Below are 18,729 nucleotides of genomic sequence, written 5' to 3' on the forward strand. Positions count from 1 at the left end.
CGTCACCGCCCCGCACCGAGTTGGTCGCCGCCGGGGTAACCGCCCCCGCCGAAGCGCTCGTCGAGCGCCTCGTAGTCCTTGGCGAAGTCCTTGGTGCGCGGCAGCGCCTCGACGAACTCCACCGTCTTCGGCTTCTTGTACGAGGCGATCCGCGCCCGGCAGTGTTCGATGACGTCCGCGGCCGTGACCGGTTCGGCGTCGGGGTGGAGGACGACGACCGCTTTGACGTCCTGCGCCCAGCGCTCGTTCGGGACACCGATCACTGCGGCCTCCTTCACCGCCGGGTGGGACTCGATGCAGTTCTCCACCTCGGCCGGGAAGATGTTCTCGGCGGCCGACTTGAGCATGCGGGTCGTGGTGCCGAGGAAGCTGATCGTGCCGTCGCTCTCGCGCCGGCCGAGGTCGGTGGTGTGCCACCAACCGAAGCGGAAACGCTGCTCGTTGATCTCGGGCCGGTTCCAGTAACCGAGGTGCACCAGGTCGCCCCGGACGCAGATCTCACCGGCCTGGCCGACTGCGCACTCCTTGCCGGTGCCGTCCAGGATGCGTACGGCGGTGAAGGGGCCGGGGCGTCCCGCGTTGCCGGTGCCCGTGCCGCCGTAGGCGCCGGTCACGGCGAAGCCGGTCACCTCGGTCTGGCCGTAGCCGCGGCCCTCGCCGCCGCCGTTGCGGGTGAAGCGGCTGGTGTCGGTGGGGACCGTGCCCTGCCAGAGGGGGGCCGCGACACTGGCCCGCAGGTGCGAGAGGTCGTGGCCCGCTTCCCGGTTGAGGGCGACGAGTTGGGCGATCGTCGGGGGCATCAGGTACGCGTGCGTGCACCGCTCCGCCGCCAGCAGCGGGAGCAACTCCTCGGCGACGACCCGGCGGACGACGACGTTCTTGCCGCCGTGTACGAAGGCCGGGACGCCCCAGAACTGGTAGTTGCCGATGTGGAACATCGGGCCCGCGCCGAGGAAGGCGGTCTCCGTGCCGATGTCCCCCATCCAGGCGGAACTCGCGCCCATGGCAAGGAGGTTGCGGTGCGAGAGCATCGAGCCGGACTGGCGTCCGGAGATCGCCGCGGTGTAGATGACCAGGAGCGCGGAGTCCGGGTCCACGGCGACGGCCGGGTCCTCGGCCGCGCCGGAGGCCAGGAAGGACTCGTAGGAGCCGGGGGCCTCGGAGTCGTGCCGCAGCCACAACGCCCGGTGGTCGCTGCCCAGTTCGGCCCGCGCCTTGCCGACCGTGTCGCCGATCTCCTCGTCCTGCCAGATCACCACCCGGGGGTCGAAGTCCTCTACGGCGAACGCCATTTCGGGGGCGGCCCAGCGCCAGTAGCCGGGACAGACCATGGCACCGATCTTCGCGGCGGCGCCGAGCAGTTCCCAGATGCGGAAGGAGTTCTGTCCCAGCCAGAGGACGCGGTCGCCGGGGCCGACCCCGGCGGCCGTGAGGGCGTTGGCGAGACGGTTGGTCCGCTCGTCCAACTGCGGCCAGGTCAGCCGGACTTCGCCGTCGACGAGGGCGATGCCGTCGGGAAAGGACCTTCGGTGCTCGCGGATGATGTCGCCGAACGTCAGGCGGCGTGCGGAATGCATGCTCTTGGCTCCCAGGGCTTTCGGAAGGCGGGCGTCAGGCGCGGCTGATGCCGACACCCTTGACGTGGATGAACTCGTCGAGACCCGCCTTGCCGCCCTCCCGGCCGAACCCGCTCGTCCCGACGCCGCCGAACGGTGTGGTGGGCGAACTGATGGGGTTCGGGCCCGGGTTGACGTAGACCGTCCCGGCTTTCAGACGCGGCACCAGCCGGTTCACGCGCCCGATGTCACGGGACTGGATGTAGGCGGACAGGCCGTACTCGGTGTCGTTGGCGAGGGCAACGGCCTCGTCCTCCGTGTCGAAGGGGGTGATGGCCAGGACAGGGCCGAAGATCTCCTGCTGGGCGAGGTCGCTGCGGTTGTCGACGTCGGCGAAGACGGTCGGGGAGACGAAGTAGCCGTCGGCGTCGATGCGTTCACCGCCGTACACGAGCCGCCCCGCACCACCTTCGACCGCTTTGTCGATCACGCCCTGGACCCGGTCGCGGGCGGCCTCGTCGATGAGGGGTCCGATGTACGTTGCCGGGTCGAGCGGGTCACCGACCGGCAGGTGCGCGACCACACCGGCGACGCGCGCGACGACCTCGTCGTAGATCGACCGCTCGACCAGCAGCCGGGTCGGCAGTGCGCAGCCCTGGCCGGTGTTGCTCATGGCGAAGGCCGCGCAGTACGGCACCACGGTGTCGAGGTCGGTGTCGGCGAAGAGCAGGTTGGCGGACTTGCCGCCGAGCTCGAAGACGACGGGTTTGAGGCTCTGCGCGGCATCGGCCATGATGCGGCGTGCGGTGGCGGGGCCTCCGGTGAAGGAGATCTTGTCCACGCCGGGGTGGGTGACCAGCGCCGATCCCGCGTCACCGAGTCCGGTGACGACGTTGACGACCCCCTCGGGGATGCCCGCCTCGCGGGCCAGGTCGGCGAAGAGCAGCGCGGAGAACGGCGTGGACTCGGCCGGTTTGATGACCACGGTGTTGCCGGCGGCGAGCGACGGCGGGACCTTCATCGCCAGGGACAGTGCGGGTGAGTTCCAAGTGATGATGTGGCCGATGACGCCGTAGGGCTCGGCGATGGTGTACTCGACGTTCTCGTGCGGGCTGTAGGCCGCGCCGACCATGCCCTCGATCTTGTCGGCCCAGCCGGCGTAGTACTCGGTCCATTCGGCGACGTGCGGTCCGACGTTCGAGGCCCAGCCGCCGATGCAGACTCCGTTCTCCAGCGGGCAGATCGCGGCGAATTCGGGGATGTGGTCGCGGAGGAGCTGCGCGAAGCGGGTGAGCAGGCGGCGGCGCTCGGTGGGGCGCATGGTGCCCCACACCTCGAAGGCCTGGCGGGCGGCTGCGACGGCCCGGTCCACCTCGGCGGGGCCCGCGAGCGGGATGTGCGCCTGGACGAGGCCGGTCGCCGGGTTGCGGTGCTCGTACTGGCCGCCGCTCGTGTCGGTGACGTCCTTGCCGCCGATGACCAGGCGGGGGCGCGGCAGGTCGTGCTTGGCTCTGTCCTGGTGCAGCTTCACGTCGACCGTGACCACGGTTGCCTCCTTGAGCCGCATCCCACATCTCGCACATCTCGCTTAAATAGCTAACCTATTTATCCAAGCCAGTCAATGAGTCCGGCCGGCATCAGAGGCCCAGCGAGCGCCCGATGATCTCCTGCATGATCTCCGAGGTGCCGCCGAACACCCGCTGCACCCGGCTGTCGCGCCAGATCCGGGCGATCTCGTACTCGTTGACGTAGCCGTAGCCGCCGAACAACTGCATGCAGCGGTCGATGACCTGCCAGCCGGTCTCCGAGGTCCAGTACTTGGCCGCCGCGGCCTCCTCGGGCGTCAACTCGCCCTGGAACAGGGCCATGATGCAGCCGTCGACGTAGACGCGGGCAGCGCCCAGCTTGGCCTTGATGTCGGCGAGGGCGAACCGGTTGGCCTGGAACTCGCCGATCGGCTGCCCGAACGCCGTGCGCGTTTTGGCGTAGTCCAGCGCCAGCTCGAAGGCCCGCTCGGCCGCCGCCAGTGAGGAGACGGCGATGGCGAGGCGCTCGGTCGGGAGGTTGCCCATCATGTGGTAAAAACCGCGGTTCTCCTGCCCGATGAGGTTCTCGGCGGGGACGCGGACGTCGTGGAAGAAGAGTTCGGCGGTGTCCTGCGCCTTCATGCCGACCTTGTCGAGCTTGCGCCCGCGCTCGAAGCCCTCCGTGTCCCGCTCGACGACGATCAGACTGATGCCCTTGTGCCCGGCGTCGGGGTCGGTCTTGCAGGCGACGACTACCAGGTCGGCCAGGATGCCGTTGGTGATGAACGTCTTGGAGCCGTCGATCACCCACTCGTCGCCGTCCCGGCGGGCGGTGGTGCGGATGGCCTTGAGGTCGGATCCGGCGGCCGGCTCGGACAGCGCGAGTGCGCAGATCGTCTCGCCGCTGGTCACTCCGGGCAGCCAACGGGCCTTCTGCTCAGGGGTGGTGAGGCGTGTCAGATAGGGCGGGATGACGTCGTTCTGCAGCCCGAGCCCGATGCCGACCGAACTGGTGGCCGCCATCTCCTCCGCCATGATGGCGTTGTAGCGGAAGTCCCAGATCCCCTGGCCGCCGTACTCCTCCGGGAACTGCCAGCCGATGAGTCCGGCCTTGCCCGCCGCCGCCCACGCGGCCCGGCTCACCTGCCCGTCCCGCTCCCACTGCTCGGCGTACGGAGCGCATTCCCGCAGGTAGTAGGAGCGGGCGGTCTCCCGGAACAGCTCGTGCTCCTCGGTGAAGATCGTTCGGCGCATGCTCGACTCCGCTCAGGCATCTCGCTTATTTAGCTGAAGTAGTTATACGATAGCGCTGTATCGGCAGCCGGGCGAGGGAGGGCGCGTGAGCGTACGGGACAAGGTGGCACTCGTCACCGGAGCGGGCCGCGGCATCGGCGAGGCAATCGCCGACCGACTCGCCGCCCAGGGAGCCGCGGTCGCCGTCTGCGATCTCGACGCGGAGGCGGCCGGCAAGGTCGCGGGCCGGCTCGCGGAGCGGTACGGCGTGCGCGCCACGGGAGTCGGCGCGGACATCTCCGACAGCGCAGCCATACGCACAGCCGTGGAACGCGTGACCGTCGAACTCGGCCCGGTGGACGTCCTGGTGAACAACGCGGCCGTCGACGTCATCGGCCGGTTCGTCGACAGCGGCGAGGAGACCTGGGACCGGATCATCGCCGTCAATCTGCGCGGGACGATCACGATGACCCGGGCCGTCCTCGACCCGATGATCGAGCGGGGCGGCGGCCGGATCGTCCACATCGCCTCGGACGCCGGCCGGGTCGGCTCGTCCGGCGAGGTCGTGTACTCGGCGACGAAGGGCGGTGTCATCGCCTTCGGCAAGGCGCTGGCCCGCGAGGTGGCCCGGCACGGCATCACCGTGAACAGCGTCTGCCCCGGGCCGACCGACACCGCGCTGCTCGGGCAGGTCGCCGAGTACAGCCAGAAGATGTACGACGCGACCCTGCGGGCGATCCCGCTGCGCCGCGTCGCCCAGCCCGCCGACATCGCCGGTGTGGTGGCCTTCCTCGCGTCCGACGACGCCGCCTACATGACCGGGCAGACGCTCTCGGTCAGCGGCGGACTCACGATGGTCTGAGGTGGACACCGTGCTGCGTGTCGAACTCCGGGACCGGATCGCCGTGTTGACCCTCGACCGGCCGGGGCAGCTCAACGCGATCGGCTCCGAGACCGTGGACCGGCTCACCCGCGCGCTGACCGGGTTGCGCGACAACGACGACGTACGTGCCCTGGTCGTGGCCGGAGCGGGCCGGGCCTTCTCGGCCGGGGCCGACATCGGTGAGATCGAGTCGTTCACGGCACCACGGCAGTTCCACTCCTTCGTCCAGCAACTTACCGACGCATACGCACTGTTGGAGGACTTCCCCAAGCCCTCGGTCGCGGCCGTCCACGGGTTCGCCTTCGGCGGCGGTCTCGAACTCGCGCTCGCCTGTGACCTGCGGGTCGCGGAGCGGGGCACGCGGCTCGGCCTGCCCGAGATGAAGCTCGGCGTACTGCCGGGCGCGGGCGGCACACAGCGGCTGCCGCGTCTGATCCCGCCCGCGATCGCCAAGCAGATGATCCTCACCGGCGAACCGATCGACGCGGAACGGGCCCACGCGCTCGGCCTGGTCAACGAACTCGCCGAGCCCGGCAAGGTGTTGGACGCCGCCGAGGCACTCGCCGCCGCGCTGGCGGCCGGCGCCCCGCTGGCCCTCGCGGCGGGAAAGCGGCTGATCGACTACGGCCTCGGGATGGATCTGGAGGCGGCGATCTCGTACGAACGCGAGACCGTCTCGGTGCTGTTCTCCACGGAGGACCGGGTCGAGGGACTGAAGGCCTTCCGGGAACGCCGCCCTGGCGACTTCCGCGGCATCTAGCAGTCGTACCGACAGACAGGGAGGTGGGTTGTGCGGCCACTGGAAGGCATTTCGGTCGTCGAACTGGGCATGTGGGTGGCGGCTCCGGCCGCGGCCACCATGCTCGCGGACTGGGGCGCGGACGTGGTGAAAGTCGAGGCGCCGACCGGCGATCCCAACCGCTACACGCTCCGGCACGTCGGCCAGGACATCGACAGCGCGCCCCCGTTCGAGACCGACAACCGCGGCAAGCGCGGGATCGTCCTCGACCTGCGCTCGGAGGACGGAAAAGGCGTACTGGAACGGCTACTTGAGCGTGCCGACGTCTTCGTCACCAACCTCCGCCCCGGCGCGCTGGAACGCCTGGGCCTGGCCCCGGACGAGCTGCGCGCCCGCCATCCCCGCCTGGTCGTCGGCACGTTGACGGGCTACGGCTGGACGGGCGCCGAGCGCGACCGTGCCGGCTACGACGTCTCCGCCTTCTGGGCGCGGCCCGGCATCGCCGCCATGCTCAATCCGGCCGGGGAGCCACCGCCCGGCATCCGTCCGGGACTTGGTGACCGTACGGCCGCGGCAAACCTGGTGGCTGGTGTCCTGGCCGCGCTGCTGCGCCGCGAACGCACCGGCGAGGGCGGCGTGGTGGACGTATCGCTGCTGCGGTCCGGAACGTACGCCAACGGGAACGACCTCGCCCTGCAGAACTTCTTCGGCAGGCGCGGCCGCACCCGCCACCGCACCGAGCACGAGTCCCCGCTCTACAACTCCTACCGGGCCGCCGACGACCGCTGGTTCTGGCTGGTCGGTCTGGAGGGCAACCGGCACTGGCCCGGCGTCGTCAAGGCGCTCGGTCGCGCGGACCTGGAGACGGACGAACGGTTCGCGACGGGCAAGCAACGGCGTGCGCACGTACGCGAGTTGATCGCCGTGTTCGACGAGGAGTTCGCCAGCCGGCCGCTGGACGAATGGGCGGCGCGATTCGACGCCGAGGGTGTCTGGTGGGCGCCGGTGCAGACGCTCGCGGAGGTCGCGGCCGATCCGCAGGCCGAAGCCGTCGGGGCGTTCGTCGAACAGCCCGGCATGGGTGACGCGCCACCGCTGCGGACCGTGGCAACCCCCGTCAGTTTCTGGGGTGTTGACGACAAGCCGCGCAGCGGTGCGCCGACGCTCGGCGAGCACACCGACGACGTACTCCGCGAACTCGACACAACCGGGAGGTAGCAGGTGGGCATCCTCGACGACAAGGTCGCCGTCGTGACCGGCGGTGGCCGGGGTCTGGGCCGGGCGCACTGCCTGGCGCTGGCCGAGGCCGGAGCGACCGTGGTGGTGAACGACCTCGGCTCCGGCGTGCACGGCGAGAGTACCGGCGACTCCCCCGCCGACGAAGTCGTCGCCGAGATCACCAAGTTGGGCGGGCAGGCGGTCGCCAACCACGCGTCGGTGACGGACTGGGCGGCGACCGAGACCATGGTCGCGGACACGGTCGCGGAGTTCGGGCGACTCGACATCGTCGTGAACAACGCGGGGATCGTGCGCGACCGCATGCTGTTCTCGATGACCGAGGCCGAATTCGACGCCGTGATCGCGGTCCATCTCAAGGGCACCTTCGCGCTCACCCGGCACGCGTGCGCGTACTGGCGCGAGGCGTCGAAGCGGGGCGAGCGTGTCACCGGCCGCGTCATCAACACGACTTCTGGGACAGGCCTGTTCGGCAACCAGGGGCAGTCCAACTACGGTGCCGCGAAGGCCGGGATCGCCGGGCTCACAGTCCTCACCGCCCTGGAGATGCGCAAGTACGGCGTCACCGCGAACGCCATCTCGCCGATCGCGGCCACGCGGATGACGGACGGCCTGTCCGTCGGCGCCTCCCTCCAGGCCGTCGACGGCTTCGACCCGCGCGACCCCGCCAACGCCTCGGGCGTCGTCGTCTACCTGGCCTCCGACAGCGCGGCCTGGCTGACCGGCCAGGTCCTGCGCATCGAGGGCAACCGGCTGAACCGGCTCCAGGGCTGGACCGTCGCCGGCGTCCACCCCAGCGCGTCGGGACAGGCTCTCACCTACGACGAACTCGTGGACGCCGTACCGCAGTTGTACGGCGTCGCGCCCGCGGGACGGGCCACCGGAGTCGGCCAGTGAAGGCAGCGGGCCATGACGTCGCCGCGCTCGTCCTGCGCGCGACGCTCGGCCCGATGCTCTTCGCGCACGGCTGGAACAAGGTCGCCGGGCCGGGCGGACTCAAGGGCACGACCGGCTGGTTCGAGTCACTAGGACTGCGGCCCGCCGAGGTGCACGCGCGCATGGCCGCCGGGACGGAGATGGCAGCCGGCGTGGGGATCGCGCTCGGCGCGGGCAACCCCCTCCCGGCAGCGGCGGCCGTCGGTCTCATGACGGTGGCGGCCCGAACCGACCATCGGGGCAAGGGTTTCTTCGTCTTCAAGGGCGGCTGGGAGTACGTCGGTGTCGTGGGCGGCGCGGCCGTCGCCCTGGCCGCGCTGGGCCCCGGCCGGTACTCGCTGGACGGGGTGCTGCGCCGCCAACGCGCGGGCGCGGGGCCCGCGTTGCTGGCCGTGGGAGTCGGTACAGCGGGCGCCGCCGCGCTGCTGGCCGTGTGCTACCGGCCGGAGCGGAAGCCGGACGAGACCGAAACAGATAACCAAGGGCAATAAGGGAGTCGACATGGACACGGCTGACTTCAGCGCGGTGCTGTCCGAGGTCCGGCGCTTCGTGCGCGAGCGCGTCGTACCGCTTGAGGCGGAGATCGACGAGAAGGACGAGATGCCTGCGGAGATCCGCGAGGCGGCCAAGAAGATGGGCCTGTTCGGTTTCGCCCTGCCCGAGGAGTACGGCGGGCTGGGGCTGTCGATGTACGAGGAAGCGCAGTTGATGTTCGAGCTGGGGTACACCACCCCGTCCCTGCGCTCGATGTTCGGCACGAACAACGGCATCGCCGGGCACGTCCTGATGGTCGGCGGCACCGAGGAACAGAAGGCGGACTGGTTGCCGAGGATCGCCTCGGGCGAGGTCCTGGCGTCGTTCGCGCTCACGGAGGCGGAGGCGGGTTCCGATCCCTCGACCCTGACCACCAGGGCGCACCTGGACGGCGACGACTGGGTGATCAACGGGGCCAAGCGGTACATCACCAACGCCCCGCTCGCCGACGTCTTCATGGTCTTCGCCCGCACCGACCCCGACGCCCCGCGCACCCGCGGCATCTCCACCTTCCTTGTCCCGGCTGGCACTCCGGGCCTCACGGTGGCTCCCAAGGACCACAAGATGGGCCAGTTCGGCGCCTGGACGGCGGACGTGTACTTCGACGACGTCCGCGTACCGGCGTCCGCCCTCGTCGGTGGCGAGGCCGGGCTGAACCGGGGCTTCGGCACGGCGATGGGCTGCATCGCGCACGGCCGGGTGCACATCTCGTCCTTGTGCGTGGGCATGGCCGAGCGCCTGGTCGACGAGTCCGTCGAGTACGCCCGCACCCGCCGCCAGTCCGGAAAGCTCATCGGCTCCTTCCAACTCGTCCAGGGCCTGATCGCCGACTCCATGACCGACTACTACGCCGGCCGCGCCACGGTCCTGGAGGCCGCCCGCGCGTTCGACGCCGGTACGGACACCAAGATCGGCCCGTCCTGCACCAAGTACTTCGCCAGCGAGATGGTGTGGCGGGTCGCGGACCGCGCGGTCCAGGTGCACGGCGGCGCGGGCTATATGCGCGGGGTCGCCGTCGAGCGCTTCTACCGCGACGCCCGCCTCTTCCGCATCTACGAGGGAACGAGCCAGATCCAACAGGTCATCATCGCGAAGGCGCTGCTGGGCGAGGCGGCCCGGGGCTGACTGGCACCAACGAGGAAGGCCCCGGGGTTCAATTCACCCCGGGGCCTTCCTCGTCTCCATGGAACCCTCAGATCCCGAGCCGGTCCAGCAGCCGCTCGTGGTACACGGCGGGCCCGCCGAACAGCAGCTGCGAGGACTTCGCCCGCCGGAAGTACAGATGCCCCGGGTGCTCCCAGGTGAAGCCGATGCCGCCGTGGACCTGGATGTTCTCCATGGCCGCGAACATGTACGCCCGTGAGCAGCAGGCGTGCGCCACGGCCGCCGCGACGGGGAACTCCGCGGAGCCCTCGTCGGCCAGTCGCGCCGCTTCCCGGGACGCGGCCTCGGCAAGTTCCACCTGGACGAGCATGTCCGCGCACTTGTGCTTGACCGCCTGGAAGGAACCGATCGGCCGGCCGAACTGGTGCCGGGTACGGGCGTATTCGGCGCTCGCCTCCAGACACCTGCGCGCGCCGCCCGCCTGCTCGGCGGCGAGCCCGACCGACGCGACGTCCAGCACCTTGGCCATCGTGCGCCCGGCCGCCCCGTCCGCGCCGACGAGTGTCGCGGGCACCGCGTCGAACGTCAGCCGGGCCATCGCCCGGGTGGCGTCGAGGGTCTCCATGGGCTCTGCCGCCAGTCCCGGGGCTTCCCTCTCCACCGCGAAGAGCGAGGGACCGGCGACGGTGCGGGCGACGACCAGGACCAGATCGGCGGTCGTACCGTCGATGACGAAGGACTTACGGCCGCTCAGCTTCCAGCCGCCGTCCCCGTCCGGTACGGCCCGTGCGGAGATCAGGGCGGGGTCCCAGGACCCGCTGTCCTCGGATACCGCGAGCGCGGCCGTCGTCCCGCCGGCCGCGATGCTGGGGAGGTGATGTGCGCAGGCTTCCCGGTCACCGGAGGCGAGCAGTGCCTGTGCCGCGAGTACGACCGTCGAGAAGAAGGGGGCGCACAGCAGGGCACGGCCCATCTCCTCCAGTACGACGCCGAGTTCGACCAGGCCGAAGCCGTCACCGCCGTACTCCTCCGGGATCGCCAGGCCCGGCAACCGCAGTTGATCAGCCGCCTGTGTCCACACCGCCGGGTCGAAGCGCGGCTCGCTCTCCATGAGCTTGCGGACGGCTTCCTCGGGTGATTTGGCCTCCAGGAACTCCCGTACGGAGGACCGTAGTTCGCGGAGTTCGCTCTCGTCGGCGGTCATGACCGCACCTCCTTGGGCAGTCCGAGGACGCGTTCCGCGAGGATGTTCTTCATGATCTCCTCGGTGCCGCCGAGGATGCGCAACGCCGGTGTGGCGAGGAGGAGTTCGGACCAGGCGTAGGTACCCCACTGCCCGGTGTCGGCGATGATCCGGGGTCCGAGCACGTCGGACACGAAGTGTGCGGCGCGGGTGAGGTTCTGGCCGTACATCAGCTTCGAGACGGACATCTCGGGGCCCGGTGTGCCGCCGGCGCGCAGCGTGCGCAGGGCACGGGTGTTGAGATGCCGGGTGGCGAGGGTGTCCACGAGGAGTTCCGCGAGCCGGGCGCGCAGGGCGCGGTCGTCCCAGGTCCAGGTGGCGCGCATCAGGGCCGAGAGGTGGTCCGGGGACAGTGCGGCGGCCACCGGGCCCACGCCCTCGCTGCCGACGGTCGCACGTTCGTTCATCAGGGTGGTGAGGGCGACCGTCCAGCCGCCGTCGACCTCGCCGAGCCGGTGGTCGTCGGGGATGCGGACGTCGGTGAGGAAGACCTCGTTGAAGTCCGCGCCGCCGGTCATCTGCCGCAGCGGCCTGACCTCGACGCCGGGGGCGTCCATGGGGACCAGGAACGCCGTGATCCCTCGGTGTTTGGGCGCGTCCGGGTTGGTGCGGGTGAGGGCGAGCCCGATCTGGCTGTGCTGGGCTACCGAGGTCCACACCTTCTGGCCGTTCAGCACCCAGCTGTCGCCCTCCCGGACCGCGCGGGTGGCGACGCTCGCCAGGTCGGAGCCCGCGCCGGGTTCGCTGAACAGCTGGCAGGCGATGGCGTCCCCGCGGTACATCGCGGGCAACCACCGTTCCTTGATGTGAGGTTGGGCGTGGGCGAGGATCGTCGGCCCGATCATGCCGAGGCCGATCACGCTGAGCACTCCGGTGTCGGCGACCTCGTACTCGGACTCGACGGCGTCGTAGAGCAGATCGTGGACGGGGGTCAGGCCCCGGCCGCCGTACTCGACCGGGCCGGTGATCCAGCCGAAGCCGTTCTCGTGGCGGACGCGCTGCCAGTCGCGCGCCCGTTGCACGTGCTCCCGCTCTGCCTCGGGCGGGAGGCTGCTGAAGTACGCCATCGAGTCGTCGCCCTCGCCCCAGGTGGGGGCGGTGCGGTCGGGGGCCTTCGGCGCGTGGGCGTCGAGGAAGGCGCGTGCCTCGGCCGCGAAGTCCTGCATGTCGTCTGCCATGTCCGCTCTGCCCTCAGGTGCTCAGGATGGTGACCGCCGAGACGCCCGGCGCGCCGTACAGGTGGGTGTAGCCGACGCGTGGGGTGCCGGGGATCTGTCGGTCTCCCGCCGCACCGCGCAGTTGGAGGACGATCTCGTGGATCTGGCGCAGTCCGGACGCGCCGATCGGTTCGCCGTTGCCGAGGAGCCCGCCGTCGGTGTTGACCGGGAGTCTGCCGCCGATCTCGGTGGCGCCCTCGGCGATGAGGCGTTCCTGCTCGCCGTCCTTGCAGAGGCCGTTCTCGGCCATGTGGATGACCTCCGATCCGGCGTCGGTGTCCTGGAGTTGGGCGACGTCGACGTCCTCGGGTCCGATGCCCGCGCGTTCGTACGCCTCCCGCGAGGCGTCCACGGTCGGGCTGGCGACGACCTCCCCGACCGGGAACGACGGGCTCTGCACCTCGAAGGCGCCAAGTCGGCGGCTGCGCAGAGCGGTTGACCGGATCCGTACGGGCTTCCCGGTGTACTTGTGGGCCTGGTCGGCCCGGCACAGCACGAGGGCCGCCGCTCCTTCGTCCGGGCCGCAGTACATGTACTGGCGGAGGGGGTAGTTGAGCACGGGCGAGGCGAGAATCTCCGCCACGGACAGGGGAGTTCGGCGCCAGGCCTTCTCGTTCCGGGCCGCGTTGCCGAAGTTCTTGGCCGCCACGCGCGCGAGCGTCTCGTGGGAGATGCCGTGGTCGTGCATATAGCGGTTGATCTTCATGCCGAAGAAGTGGGTGGTGAGGAAGAGGCCGGTCTGTCCGTACCAGGAGGGGATGCCGGCCACGGACGGGTCGGCGGCGAAGGCTCCGCGCGGGTGCTTGTCCAGGCCGATCGCGATGGTCAGGTCGTGCTCGCCGGTCTCGATCGCGCGGGCGGCCAGTGCCACCGAAGTACCGGCCGTGGCACAGCCGTTGAACACCCCGCGCAGGGGTACGCCGGTCAGGCCGAGCCGGGCGACGATCGCGTCCGGGTTGGCGACCTCGTAGCTGCCGATGTAACCCCCCTGGATCTGCGGCCAGTTGACGCCCGCGTCGGCGAGCGCGAGCCGTACCGCGTCCGCGCCCATGTCCAGTGCCGGCTTCCCGGGGAACCGGCCGAAGGGATGAAGCCCCACGCCGATGATGACGGCCTCGGTCACGGTGTCTCCTCTTCCGCCGGGGCGAACGCGAACGTCACGATCTCGGTGCCGTCGTCGTCCACGGTGTAGGGCACGAGCGTCAGCCGCATCTCCTGCCCGAGCCGCAGCTTGTTCGGGTCCGGTTCGGTGAGGCGGGCCTCGACCAGCAACTCGCCGGGGAGCTCGATATAGCCGACCGCGTATGGCTCGAAGGCCTCGGGGCCGTCGTACGGCGGGGACGGCGGCCGGAAGTCCTGGGTGGTGTACGTCCAGAGCGTCCCGCGCTCCGCCAGGAGCCGTTCCTTGGACTCCGTGCTCGCGCACCGGACACAGTCCGAGGCGGCGGGGAAGCTCACCAGTCCGCAGACCGTGCACTCGGAGCCGATGAGCCGCAGAGGCGTGCTCTCATCGGGTGGCCAGGTGAACAGGCCTTCAGCGACGGGTTTTTGAGTGGTCGTCATGTCCTCATGCCCCGTTCCGGTTGCCCAGGGCGTCGGCGTTCGGAGCCGCCTTGGCCACCAAGTTCGGGACGATCGAGGTCAGTTCCTCCGATGTCCAGCGCGACTCCGCGCTCGCGCCGGGGCCGTTGACCCAGCCCTCCAGGACGGTGATGCGGTTGCCGACGACGCCGAAGACCCGGCCGGTGACCTCGCGCGAGGCGGCCGAGCCGAGCCACACCACGAGCGGGGAGATGGCTTCGGGGGTGAGGTCCTGGGCCTCGGCGGCCTGTCGCATCATCTCGATGTCTTCGGTGAGCCGGGTGAGCGCGGTGGGCGCGATGGCGTTCACCGTCACGCCGTAGCGGGCGAGTTCGGCGGCGGCGATGACGGTGAGGCTCGCGATGCCGGCCTTGGCCGAGCCGTAGTTCGACTGGCCGGGGTTGCCGAAGATGCCGGACGGGGAGGTCGTGTTGATGACCCGGGCGTCGTTGTCGTGACCGGACTTGGCGCGCTCGCGCCAGTACGCGGCGGCGTGCTGCAGGGTGGCGAAGCTGCCCTTGAGGTGGACGGCGATCACGCTGTCCCAGTCCCGCTCGGTCATCGACACGATCATCCGGTCCCGCAGGATGCCGGCGTTGTTGACCAGGACGTCCAGTCCGCCGTAGGTGTCGACGGCCTGTCGGACGAGCCGGGCGGCGCCGTCCCAGGCGGAGATGTCGTCCGTGTTGGCCACCGCCTCGCCGCCTGCCGCGACGATCTCGTCGACCACGGTCTGGGCGGGTCCGGCCGAGGCGCCTCCGCCGTCGCGCGCGCCGCCCAGGTCGTTGACCACGACCTTCGCACCGTGCGCGGCGAACGCCAGGGCGTGTGCCCGGCCGATCCCGTTGCCGGCGCCGGTGACGACCACGACCCGGCCGTCGACCACTCCTTCGGACATCCTCAACTCCTCGATGATGTGGGCTGGTTGGCCTCGGCGAAGAGGACCCGTGGGTCCTCGCTGCCACAGGCGCAGCGGCCGGTGAGCACGCGTCCGGCGATGCCGAGCGGGGTCTCGGGAAGCAGTGAGGTGCGCTCCTCCCCCGCCGCCACGGACAGCTGTCCGTCCCGCGCGTCGACCCGCCACTCGGCCGCGTTGACGTGCGCGCCACCGCGCTCGGGGCACTCCAGGGCAAGGGCCGGTCCCACGGTCGCGATCAGGGCGGCGGACACGCCCACCCCGCGCAGTACCGGTACGGCGGCGGGCCGGGCCAGCACGACCGGCGTCGTCCGGAACATCTCACCGACGTCGGCCGCACCGGCCAGCCCCTCCAGGGTCTCCGCCGACAGGCCGATGACCGCGTGCGGGGCGAGTTCGCGGTGGAAGACGGCGGTCCTGCGGTGGTCCCAGCCCATCGCCTCGGCGATGCCGTACGGCACCTTCAGCGCGCGCAGGGCGCCGATCACCGCGTGGCCCCAGAAGCCCTCGAAGCCAGAGGTGGTCAGCAACGCCCGCTGTCCGGCGGCCAGTCCGTGGTCCCGGAGGCGGGCGGTCACCCAGTCGGTGTCGCGGGCGAGTTCCGTCCAGGTCAGTTCCATGTCCCGGATGCCCTCGGAGGTGGGGAAGCGGACGAGGTAGGCGAGTTCGGGCCGGTCCAGGGTGCGGGCCCTGGCCAGGGTGTCGGCGCGGGCCATCAACTCTTCACCACCCGGGGGAACTTGGCGACGCTGGTCATGGTCTTCAACAGGTCCTCCTCGGTGCGCATGTCGAGCACCGGCTTGACGCCGGTCCGCTCGCGCACGGCTTCGCTCAGGCGTCCGGCGAGGGCGTCGACGTCGCCGGTGAGCCGGGGGTCGTAGCCGACGCGCAGGCGCAGTTCGTCGACCTCGCGTCCGGCGCGGACGATCTGGAAGACGCCCGCCACAGTCTCGGGCTGGTCCTCGACCGCCTGCCAGATGTCCCGCAGGACCACGGAACGCCCCTGGACCAGCGTCTCGTCGCCGCGCCGGCCGGCCACCCACATCCGGGCATGGGTGCGCCCGCAGCCGCAGCGGTCCCGGGACAGCCGGACGAGGTCCTCGCTGCGGTAACGGATCAGCGGCGCGGCCCGGTTGTCGAGGTCGGTGGCGACCAGTTCGCCGAGGTCGCCCTCCGGCGCGTCGCGCCAGCCGTGCTCGTCGACCTCCACGCACTCCGCGAAGACGGTGTCCTCCCAGAGGTGGAAGCCGTCGTGTTCGCGGCACTCCCAGGCGGTGCCGGTGTCGGCGGCGCTGGTGTACTCGTAGACGTCGATGCCCCAGTCCTCGCGGATCCGCTCGCGCATCTTCCGGCTGAGGGGCTGTCCGGCGCAGGAGGCACCCTTGAGGGAGGAGAACGCCTCCTTGAGGTCCGTCCGGCCGGCCAGGTGCTCCAGCTCCACCATCTGCGGATACATCATCTGGAGGTAGGCCGGGCGGTAGGTGCGCAGGGCCTCGACGACCTCGTCCATCTTCCCGAGCCAGGTGTCCACCTCGATGACGACCGCGCCGAGCGCCTGGTAGCCGGGGTCCATGAGGTTGCGGAAGGTGCCGGGCGGGCTCAGCACCCGGTCCCCCGGCCTGAGGCCGAGTTCCCACAGGTCACGCACCTGCGCGGTGACCAGGGGCGGCGCGTCCTCCCAGATCTCGGCGAAGAACTCCGGGTCGCCGGTGGTGCCCGAACTGGAGGAGACGGAGGTCAGTTCCTCGGTCGGGACGCAGAGCAGCCCGCCGAAGGGGTCGCCGGTGCGGGCCCGGTGGGCGCGCACCATGTCCTTGGTGATGAACGGGATGCGGGCCCGGAAGTCGTCGAGGGTGCGGACGTCGCTCGGGTGCACCCCGTGCTCGTCCCAAAGTGCTTGGTAGAAGGCGGAGTTGGCGTAGGCGTACTCGACGAGTTCCACCACCCGCTCTTCCTGCCGTGCCCGCAGCTGGTCCCGGGCCATGGTCTCCACCTGTGGCTCGAAGTACCTGTCAGCGGTGTCCCTGTCCCCGGCCATGACGCCTCCTCGCGGCTCAGCTGCCCAGATCTTCCAGCTATCAGCGCAATCAGTCAACTAATTCGACTGAATCTCGGGGAACTCTCGCGCTCGCTCGCCCTATATAGTTAACTATTAGTACTCATTAGAGCCTCGGGAGGGCGATGTGAAGATCGTTGTCTGCGTGAAGCACGTGCCCGACGCCACGGCGGACCGCACCTTCACCGAGGACGGCACCACCGACCGCGCGTCGGTCGACTCACTGCTGTCCGAACTCGACGAGTACGCGGTCGAACAGGCCCTGCGGATCGCGGAGTCGGGCCCCGACGTCGAGATCTGCTACCTCACCATCGGTCCGGACGACGCGAAGGACGCCCTGCGCAAGGCGCTCGCCATGGGCGGCGACTCGGCGATTCACGTGGCCGACGAGGACATCGAGGGCAGTGACGTGTTCGCCACCTCGCTCGTGCTGGCCGGGGCGATCCAACGGCACGGCTTCGATCTCGTGCTGTGCGGGATGGCCTCGACGGACGGCGGCGCGGGCGTCGTACCAGCGCTGCTCGCGGAACGGCTCGGCGTCCCGGCCCTCACCCACATCGAGGAACTGACCGTCGAGGACGGGGCGTTGACCGGCCGGCGCGAGGGCGACACCGCGACCGTGCGGGTCCGGGGCGGGTTGCCGGCCGTCGTGTCGGTGACCGACCGTTCCGGCGACGCCCGTTACCCCTCCTTCAAGGGGATCATGGCCGCGAAGAAGAAGTCCCTGGAGACCCTCGACCTCGCCGACCTCGGGATCGACGCCGGGCAGGTCGGCCGTACGGCCGCGAGGACGGCGGTGGACACCGCGACCCGGCGTCCGCCGCGCACCAAGGGAGAACTCGTCTCCGACGACGGGACGGGCGGCATCGGACTGGCCGCGTTCCTCACCGCCAAGAAGTTCGTCTGACCGACGAGGTCGCCTGTCCGACACGTTCGTCTGTCCACGTTCGCCTGACCGACAAGTTCGTCTGACCGACCCAAGGAGCCCATCAACGTGGCCGAGATCCTCGTACTCGTCGATCACCTGGACGGCGTCGTCCGCAAGCCGACCCTCGAACTCCTCACCCTGGCACGCCGGTTGGGTGAACCGTCGGCGGTCTTCCTCGGTCCAGGCGCGGACACCGCGACCGAGGTTCTCGGCCGGTACGGCGCGCACAGGGTGTACGTCGTGGACGCGCCCGAGGTCGAGGAGTTCCTCGTCACTCCGGCCGTCGACGCCCTCGTACAGATCGCCGGGAGCACCACCCCTGCGGCGATCCTGCTGCCGTCGGGCCCGGACGGCAAGGAGACCGCCGCCCGGGTCGCGCTGCGACTGGGGTCGGGGCTGATCACGGACGCCGTCGACATCACGGCGGGCGCGGACGGCCGTCCGGTCACCGAGCAGTCCGCGTTCGCGGCGACATACCAGGTGACGGCACACGTCACCCAGGGCGCCCCGGTGATCACGGTGAAGCCGAACGCCACCGCACCGGAACCAGCCCCCGTCACACCCGAGTTGGAGAAGCGGGACGTCGTTTTCGGCCCGGCCTCTGCCGCCGTCCAGGTCCTGTCCCGCACACCCCGGGAGCGCGGCGACCGACCCGAACTGAGCGAGGCGGACATCGTCGTCTCCGGTGGCCGGGGCGTGAACGGCGCCGACAACTTCGCCGTGATCGAGCGCGTCGCCGACTCCCTGGGCGCCGCCGTCGGGGCGTCCCGCGCGGCCGTCGACGCGGGCTGGTACCCGCACAGCCACCAGGTCGGCCAGACCGGCACGCAGGTCTCCCCGCAGCTCTACCTCGCCGCCGGCATCTCCGGGGCGATCCAGCACCGCGCGGGCATGCAGACCTCCAAGACCATCGTCGCCGTCAACAAGGACGCGGACGCCCCGATCTTCGAACTCGCCGACTACGGCGTCGTAGGGGATCTCTTCCAGGTGCTCCCGCAGCTGGTGGAGGAGATCGAGCGGCGGCGGAGCTGATCTCCTCCG

Annotated in this window: 18 protein-coding genes; 8 read left to right on the top strand and 10 right to left on the bottom strand. The window is 70.6% G+C overall.

The genetic code is table 11. The features are described 5' to 3' along the window. Positions 1-2: 2 nt before the first annotated feature. From OO70_RS28980 to OO70_RS28990, 3 genes are all read right to left on the bottom strand, one after another. Positions 3-1,577 (bottom strand): AMP-binding protein, encoded by a 1,575-nt coding sequence (locus tag OO70_RS28980; RefSeq protein ID WP_043677510.1) that lies wholly within the window; start codon positions 1,575-1,577, stop codon positions 3-5. Positions 1,578-1,611: 34 nt separating this feature from the next. Continuing rightward, positions 1,612-3,102 (bottom strand): aldehyde dehydrogenase family protein, encoded by a 1,491-nt coding sequence (locus tag OO70_RS28985; protein WP_043677513.1) that lies wholly within the window; start codon positions 3,100-3,102, stop codon positions 1,612-1,614. Positions 3,103-3,193: 91 nt separating this feature from the next. Beyond that, a complete protein-coding gene (locus OO70_RS28990; protein ID WP_043677515.1) occupies positions 3,194-4,336 on the bottom strand; it encodes an acyl-CoA dehydrogenase family protein in 1,143 nt (380 codons plus the stop codon). 85 nt (positions 4,337-4,421) lie between these two features. Here OO70_RS28990 and OO70_RS28995 point away from each other — a divergent pair, with 85 nt between their 5' ends. Genes OO70_RS28995 through OO70_RS29020 form a run of 6 tightly spaced genes read left to right on the top strand, consistent with a single transcriptional unit; the run spans position 4,422 to position 9,768 of the window. Further along, entirely contained in the window at positions 4,422-5,177 is a 756-nt protein-coding gene (locus OO70_RS28995; RefSeq protein WP_043677517.1) for an SDR family NAD(P)-dependent oxidoreductase, read from the top strand. Between the two features lies 1 nt (position 5,178). Then, complete coding sequence (locus OO70_RS29000; RefSeq protein WP_043677519.1) at positions 5,179-5,958, top strand: enoyl-CoA hydratase/isomerase family protein; 780 nt, start codon at positions 5,179-5,181, stop codon at positions 5,956-5,958. 30 nt (positions 5,959-5,988) lie between these two features. Beyond that, on the top strand, positions 5,989-7,155 hold the full coding sequence (locus tag OO70_RS29005; RefSeq protein ID WP_043677521.1) for a CaiB/BaiF CoA transferase family protein: 1,167 nt from the start codon (positions 5,989-5,991) through the stop codon (positions 7,153-7,155). Between the two features lie 3 nt (positions 7,156-7,158). Further along, positions 7,159-8,070 carry an SDR family NAD(P)-dependent oxidoreductase gene (locus OO70_RS29010; protein ID WP_043677523.1) on the top strand — a complete coding sequence of 304 codons (912 nt, stop codon included), beginning with the start codon at positions 7,159-7,161 and terminating at the stop codon, positions 8,068-8,070. Beyond that, the gene (locus OO70_RS29015) at positions 8,067-8,600 is read left to right on the top strand and encodes a DoxX family protein (RefSeq protein WP_043677528.1); all 534 of its coding nucleotides are present in this window, start codon (positions 8,067-8,069) and stop codon (positions 8,598-8,600) included. The genes OO70_RS29010 and OO70_RS29015 overlap by 4 nt, the downstream gene beginning before the upstream one ends. Positions 8,601-8,610: 10 nt before the next feature. Further along, a complete protein-coding gene (locus OO70_RS29020; protein ID WP_043677530.1) occupies positions 8,611-9,768 on the top strand; it encodes an acyl-CoA dehydrogenase family protein in 1,158 nt (385 codons plus the stop codon). Positions 9,769-9,835: 67 nt separating this feature from the next. Here the strand turns inward: OO70_RS29020 and OO70_RS29025 are convergent, their stop codons facing one another. Genes OO70_RS29025 through OO70_RS29055 form a run of 7 tightly spaced genes read right to left on the bottom strand, consistent with a single transcriptional unit; the run spans position 9,836 to position 16,742 of the window. Then, positions 9,836-10,951 carry an acyl-CoA dehydrogenase family protein gene (locus OO70_RS29025; protein WP_043677533.1) on the bottom strand — a complete coding sequence of 372 codons (1,116 nt, stop codon included), beginning with the start codon at positions 10,949-10,951 and terminating at the stop codon, positions 9,836-9,838. Continuing rightward, positions 10,948-12,168, bottom strand: a complete 1,221-nt coding sequence (locus tag OO70_RS29030) for an acyl-CoA dehydrogenase family protein (RefSeq protein WP_043677535.1) — start codon at positions 12,166-12,168, stop codon at positions 10,948-10,950. Before OO70_RS29030 ends, OO70_RS29025 begins: the two co-directional genes overlap by 4 nt. Before the next feature lie 13 nt (positions 12,169-12,181). Beyond that, entirely contained in the window at positions 12,182-13,330 is a 1,149-nt protein-coding gene (locus tag OO70_RS29035; protein ID WP_043677537.1) for a thiolase family protein, read from the bottom strand. Next, a complete protein-coding gene (locus OO70_RS29040; RefSeq protein ID WP_043677539.1) occupies positions 13,327-13,770 on the bottom strand; it encodes a Zn-ribbon domain-containing OB-fold protein in 444 nt (147 codons plus the stop codon). The genes OO70_RS29035 and OO70_RS29040 overlap by 4 nt, the downstream gene beginning before the upstream one ends. 4 nt (positions 13,771-13,774) lie before the next feature. Further along, complete coding sequence (locus OO70_RS29045) at positions 13,775-14,686, bottom strand: SDR family oxidoreductase (protein WP_043677542.1); 912 nt, start codon at positions 14,684-14,686, stop codon at positions 13,775-13,777. Between the two features lie 2 nt (positions 14,687-14,688). Next, complete coding sequence (locus OO70_RS29050) at positions 14,689-15,420, bottom strand: hypothetical protein (RefSeq protein ID WP_043677543.1); 732 nt, start codon at positions 15,418-15,420, stop codon at positions 14,689-14,691. Then, positions 15,420-16,742, bottom strand: a complete 1,323-nt coding sequence (locus tag OO70_RS29055; RefSeq protein WP_043677544.1) for a phenylacetate--CoA ligase family protein — start codon at positions 16,740-16,742, stop codon at positions 15,420-15,422. Before OO70_RS29055 ends, OO70_RS29050 begins: the two co-directional genes overlap by 1 nt. A 163-nt stretch (positions 16,743-16,905) precedes the next feature. On the opposite strand from OO70_RS29055, the gene OO70_RS29060 reads away from it, so the two are divergent. Together OO70_RS29060 and OO70_RS29065 are read left to right on the top strand one after the other, a co-directional pair. Beyond that, entirely contained in the window at positions 16,906-17,667 is a 762-nt protein-coding gene (locus OO70_RS29060) for an electron transfer flavoprotein subunit beta/FixA family protein (protein ID WP_063749749.1), read from the top strand. 87 nt (positions 17,668-17,754) lie between these two features. After that, on the top strand, positions 17,755-18,720 hold the full coding sequence (locus tag OO70_RS29065; RefSeq protein ID WP_043677547.1) for an electron transfer flavoprotein subunit alpha/FixB family protein: 966 nt from the start codon (positions 17,755-17,757) through the stop codon (positions 18,718-18,720). Positions 18,721-18,729: the final 9 nt, after the last annotated feature.

Origin of the sequence: Streptomyces xylophagus, assembly GCF_000716435.1 — a bacterium.
Classification (GTDB): Bacteria; Actinomycetota; Actinomycetes; order Streptomycetales; family Streptomycetaceae; genus Streptomyces; species Streptomyces xylophagus.

What these genes read in the sequence shown, in the direction of transcription:
- OO70_RS29030 (WP_043677535.1), bottom strand. Translation starts at nt 12,168, where the DNA reads ATGGCAGACGACATGCAGGACTTCGCGGCCGAGGCACGCGCCTTCCTC.
- OO70_RS29045 (WP_043677542.1), bottom strand. Translation starts at nt 14,686, where the DNA reads ATGTCCGAAGGAGTGGTCGACGGCCGGGTCGTGGTCGTCACCGGCGCC.
- OO70_RS29040 (WP_043677539.1), bottom strand. Translation starts at nt 13,770, where the DNA reads ATGACGACCACTCAAAAACCCGTCGCTGAAGGCCTGTTCACCTGGCCA.
- OO70_RS29050 (WP_043677543.1), bottom strand. Translation starts at nt 15,420, where the DNA reads ATGGCCCGCGCCGACACCCTGGCCAGGGCCCGCACCCTGGACCGGCCC.
- OO70_RS29025 (WP_043677533.1), bottom strand. Translation starts at nt 10,951, where the DNA reads ATGACCGCCGACGAGAGCGAACTCCGCGAACTACGGTCCTCCGTACGG.
- OO70_RS28980 (WP_043677510.1), bottom strand. Translation starts at nt 1,577, where the DNA reads ATGCATTCCGCACGCCGCCTGACGTTCGGCGACATCATCCGCGAGCAC.
- OO70_RS29055 (WP_043677544.1), bottom strand. Translation starts at nt 16,742, where the DNA reads ATGGCCGGGGACAGGGACACCGCTGACAGGTACTTCGAGCCACAGGTG.
- OO70_RS28990 (WP_043677515.1), bottom strand. Translation starts at nt 4,336, where the DNA reads ATGCGCCGAACGATCTTCACCGAGGAGCACGAGCTGTTCCGGGAGACC.
- OO70_RS29020 (WP_043677530.1), top strand. Translation starts at nt 8,611, where the DNA reads ATGGACACGGCTGACTTCAGCGCGGTGCTGTCCGAGGTCCGGCGCTTC.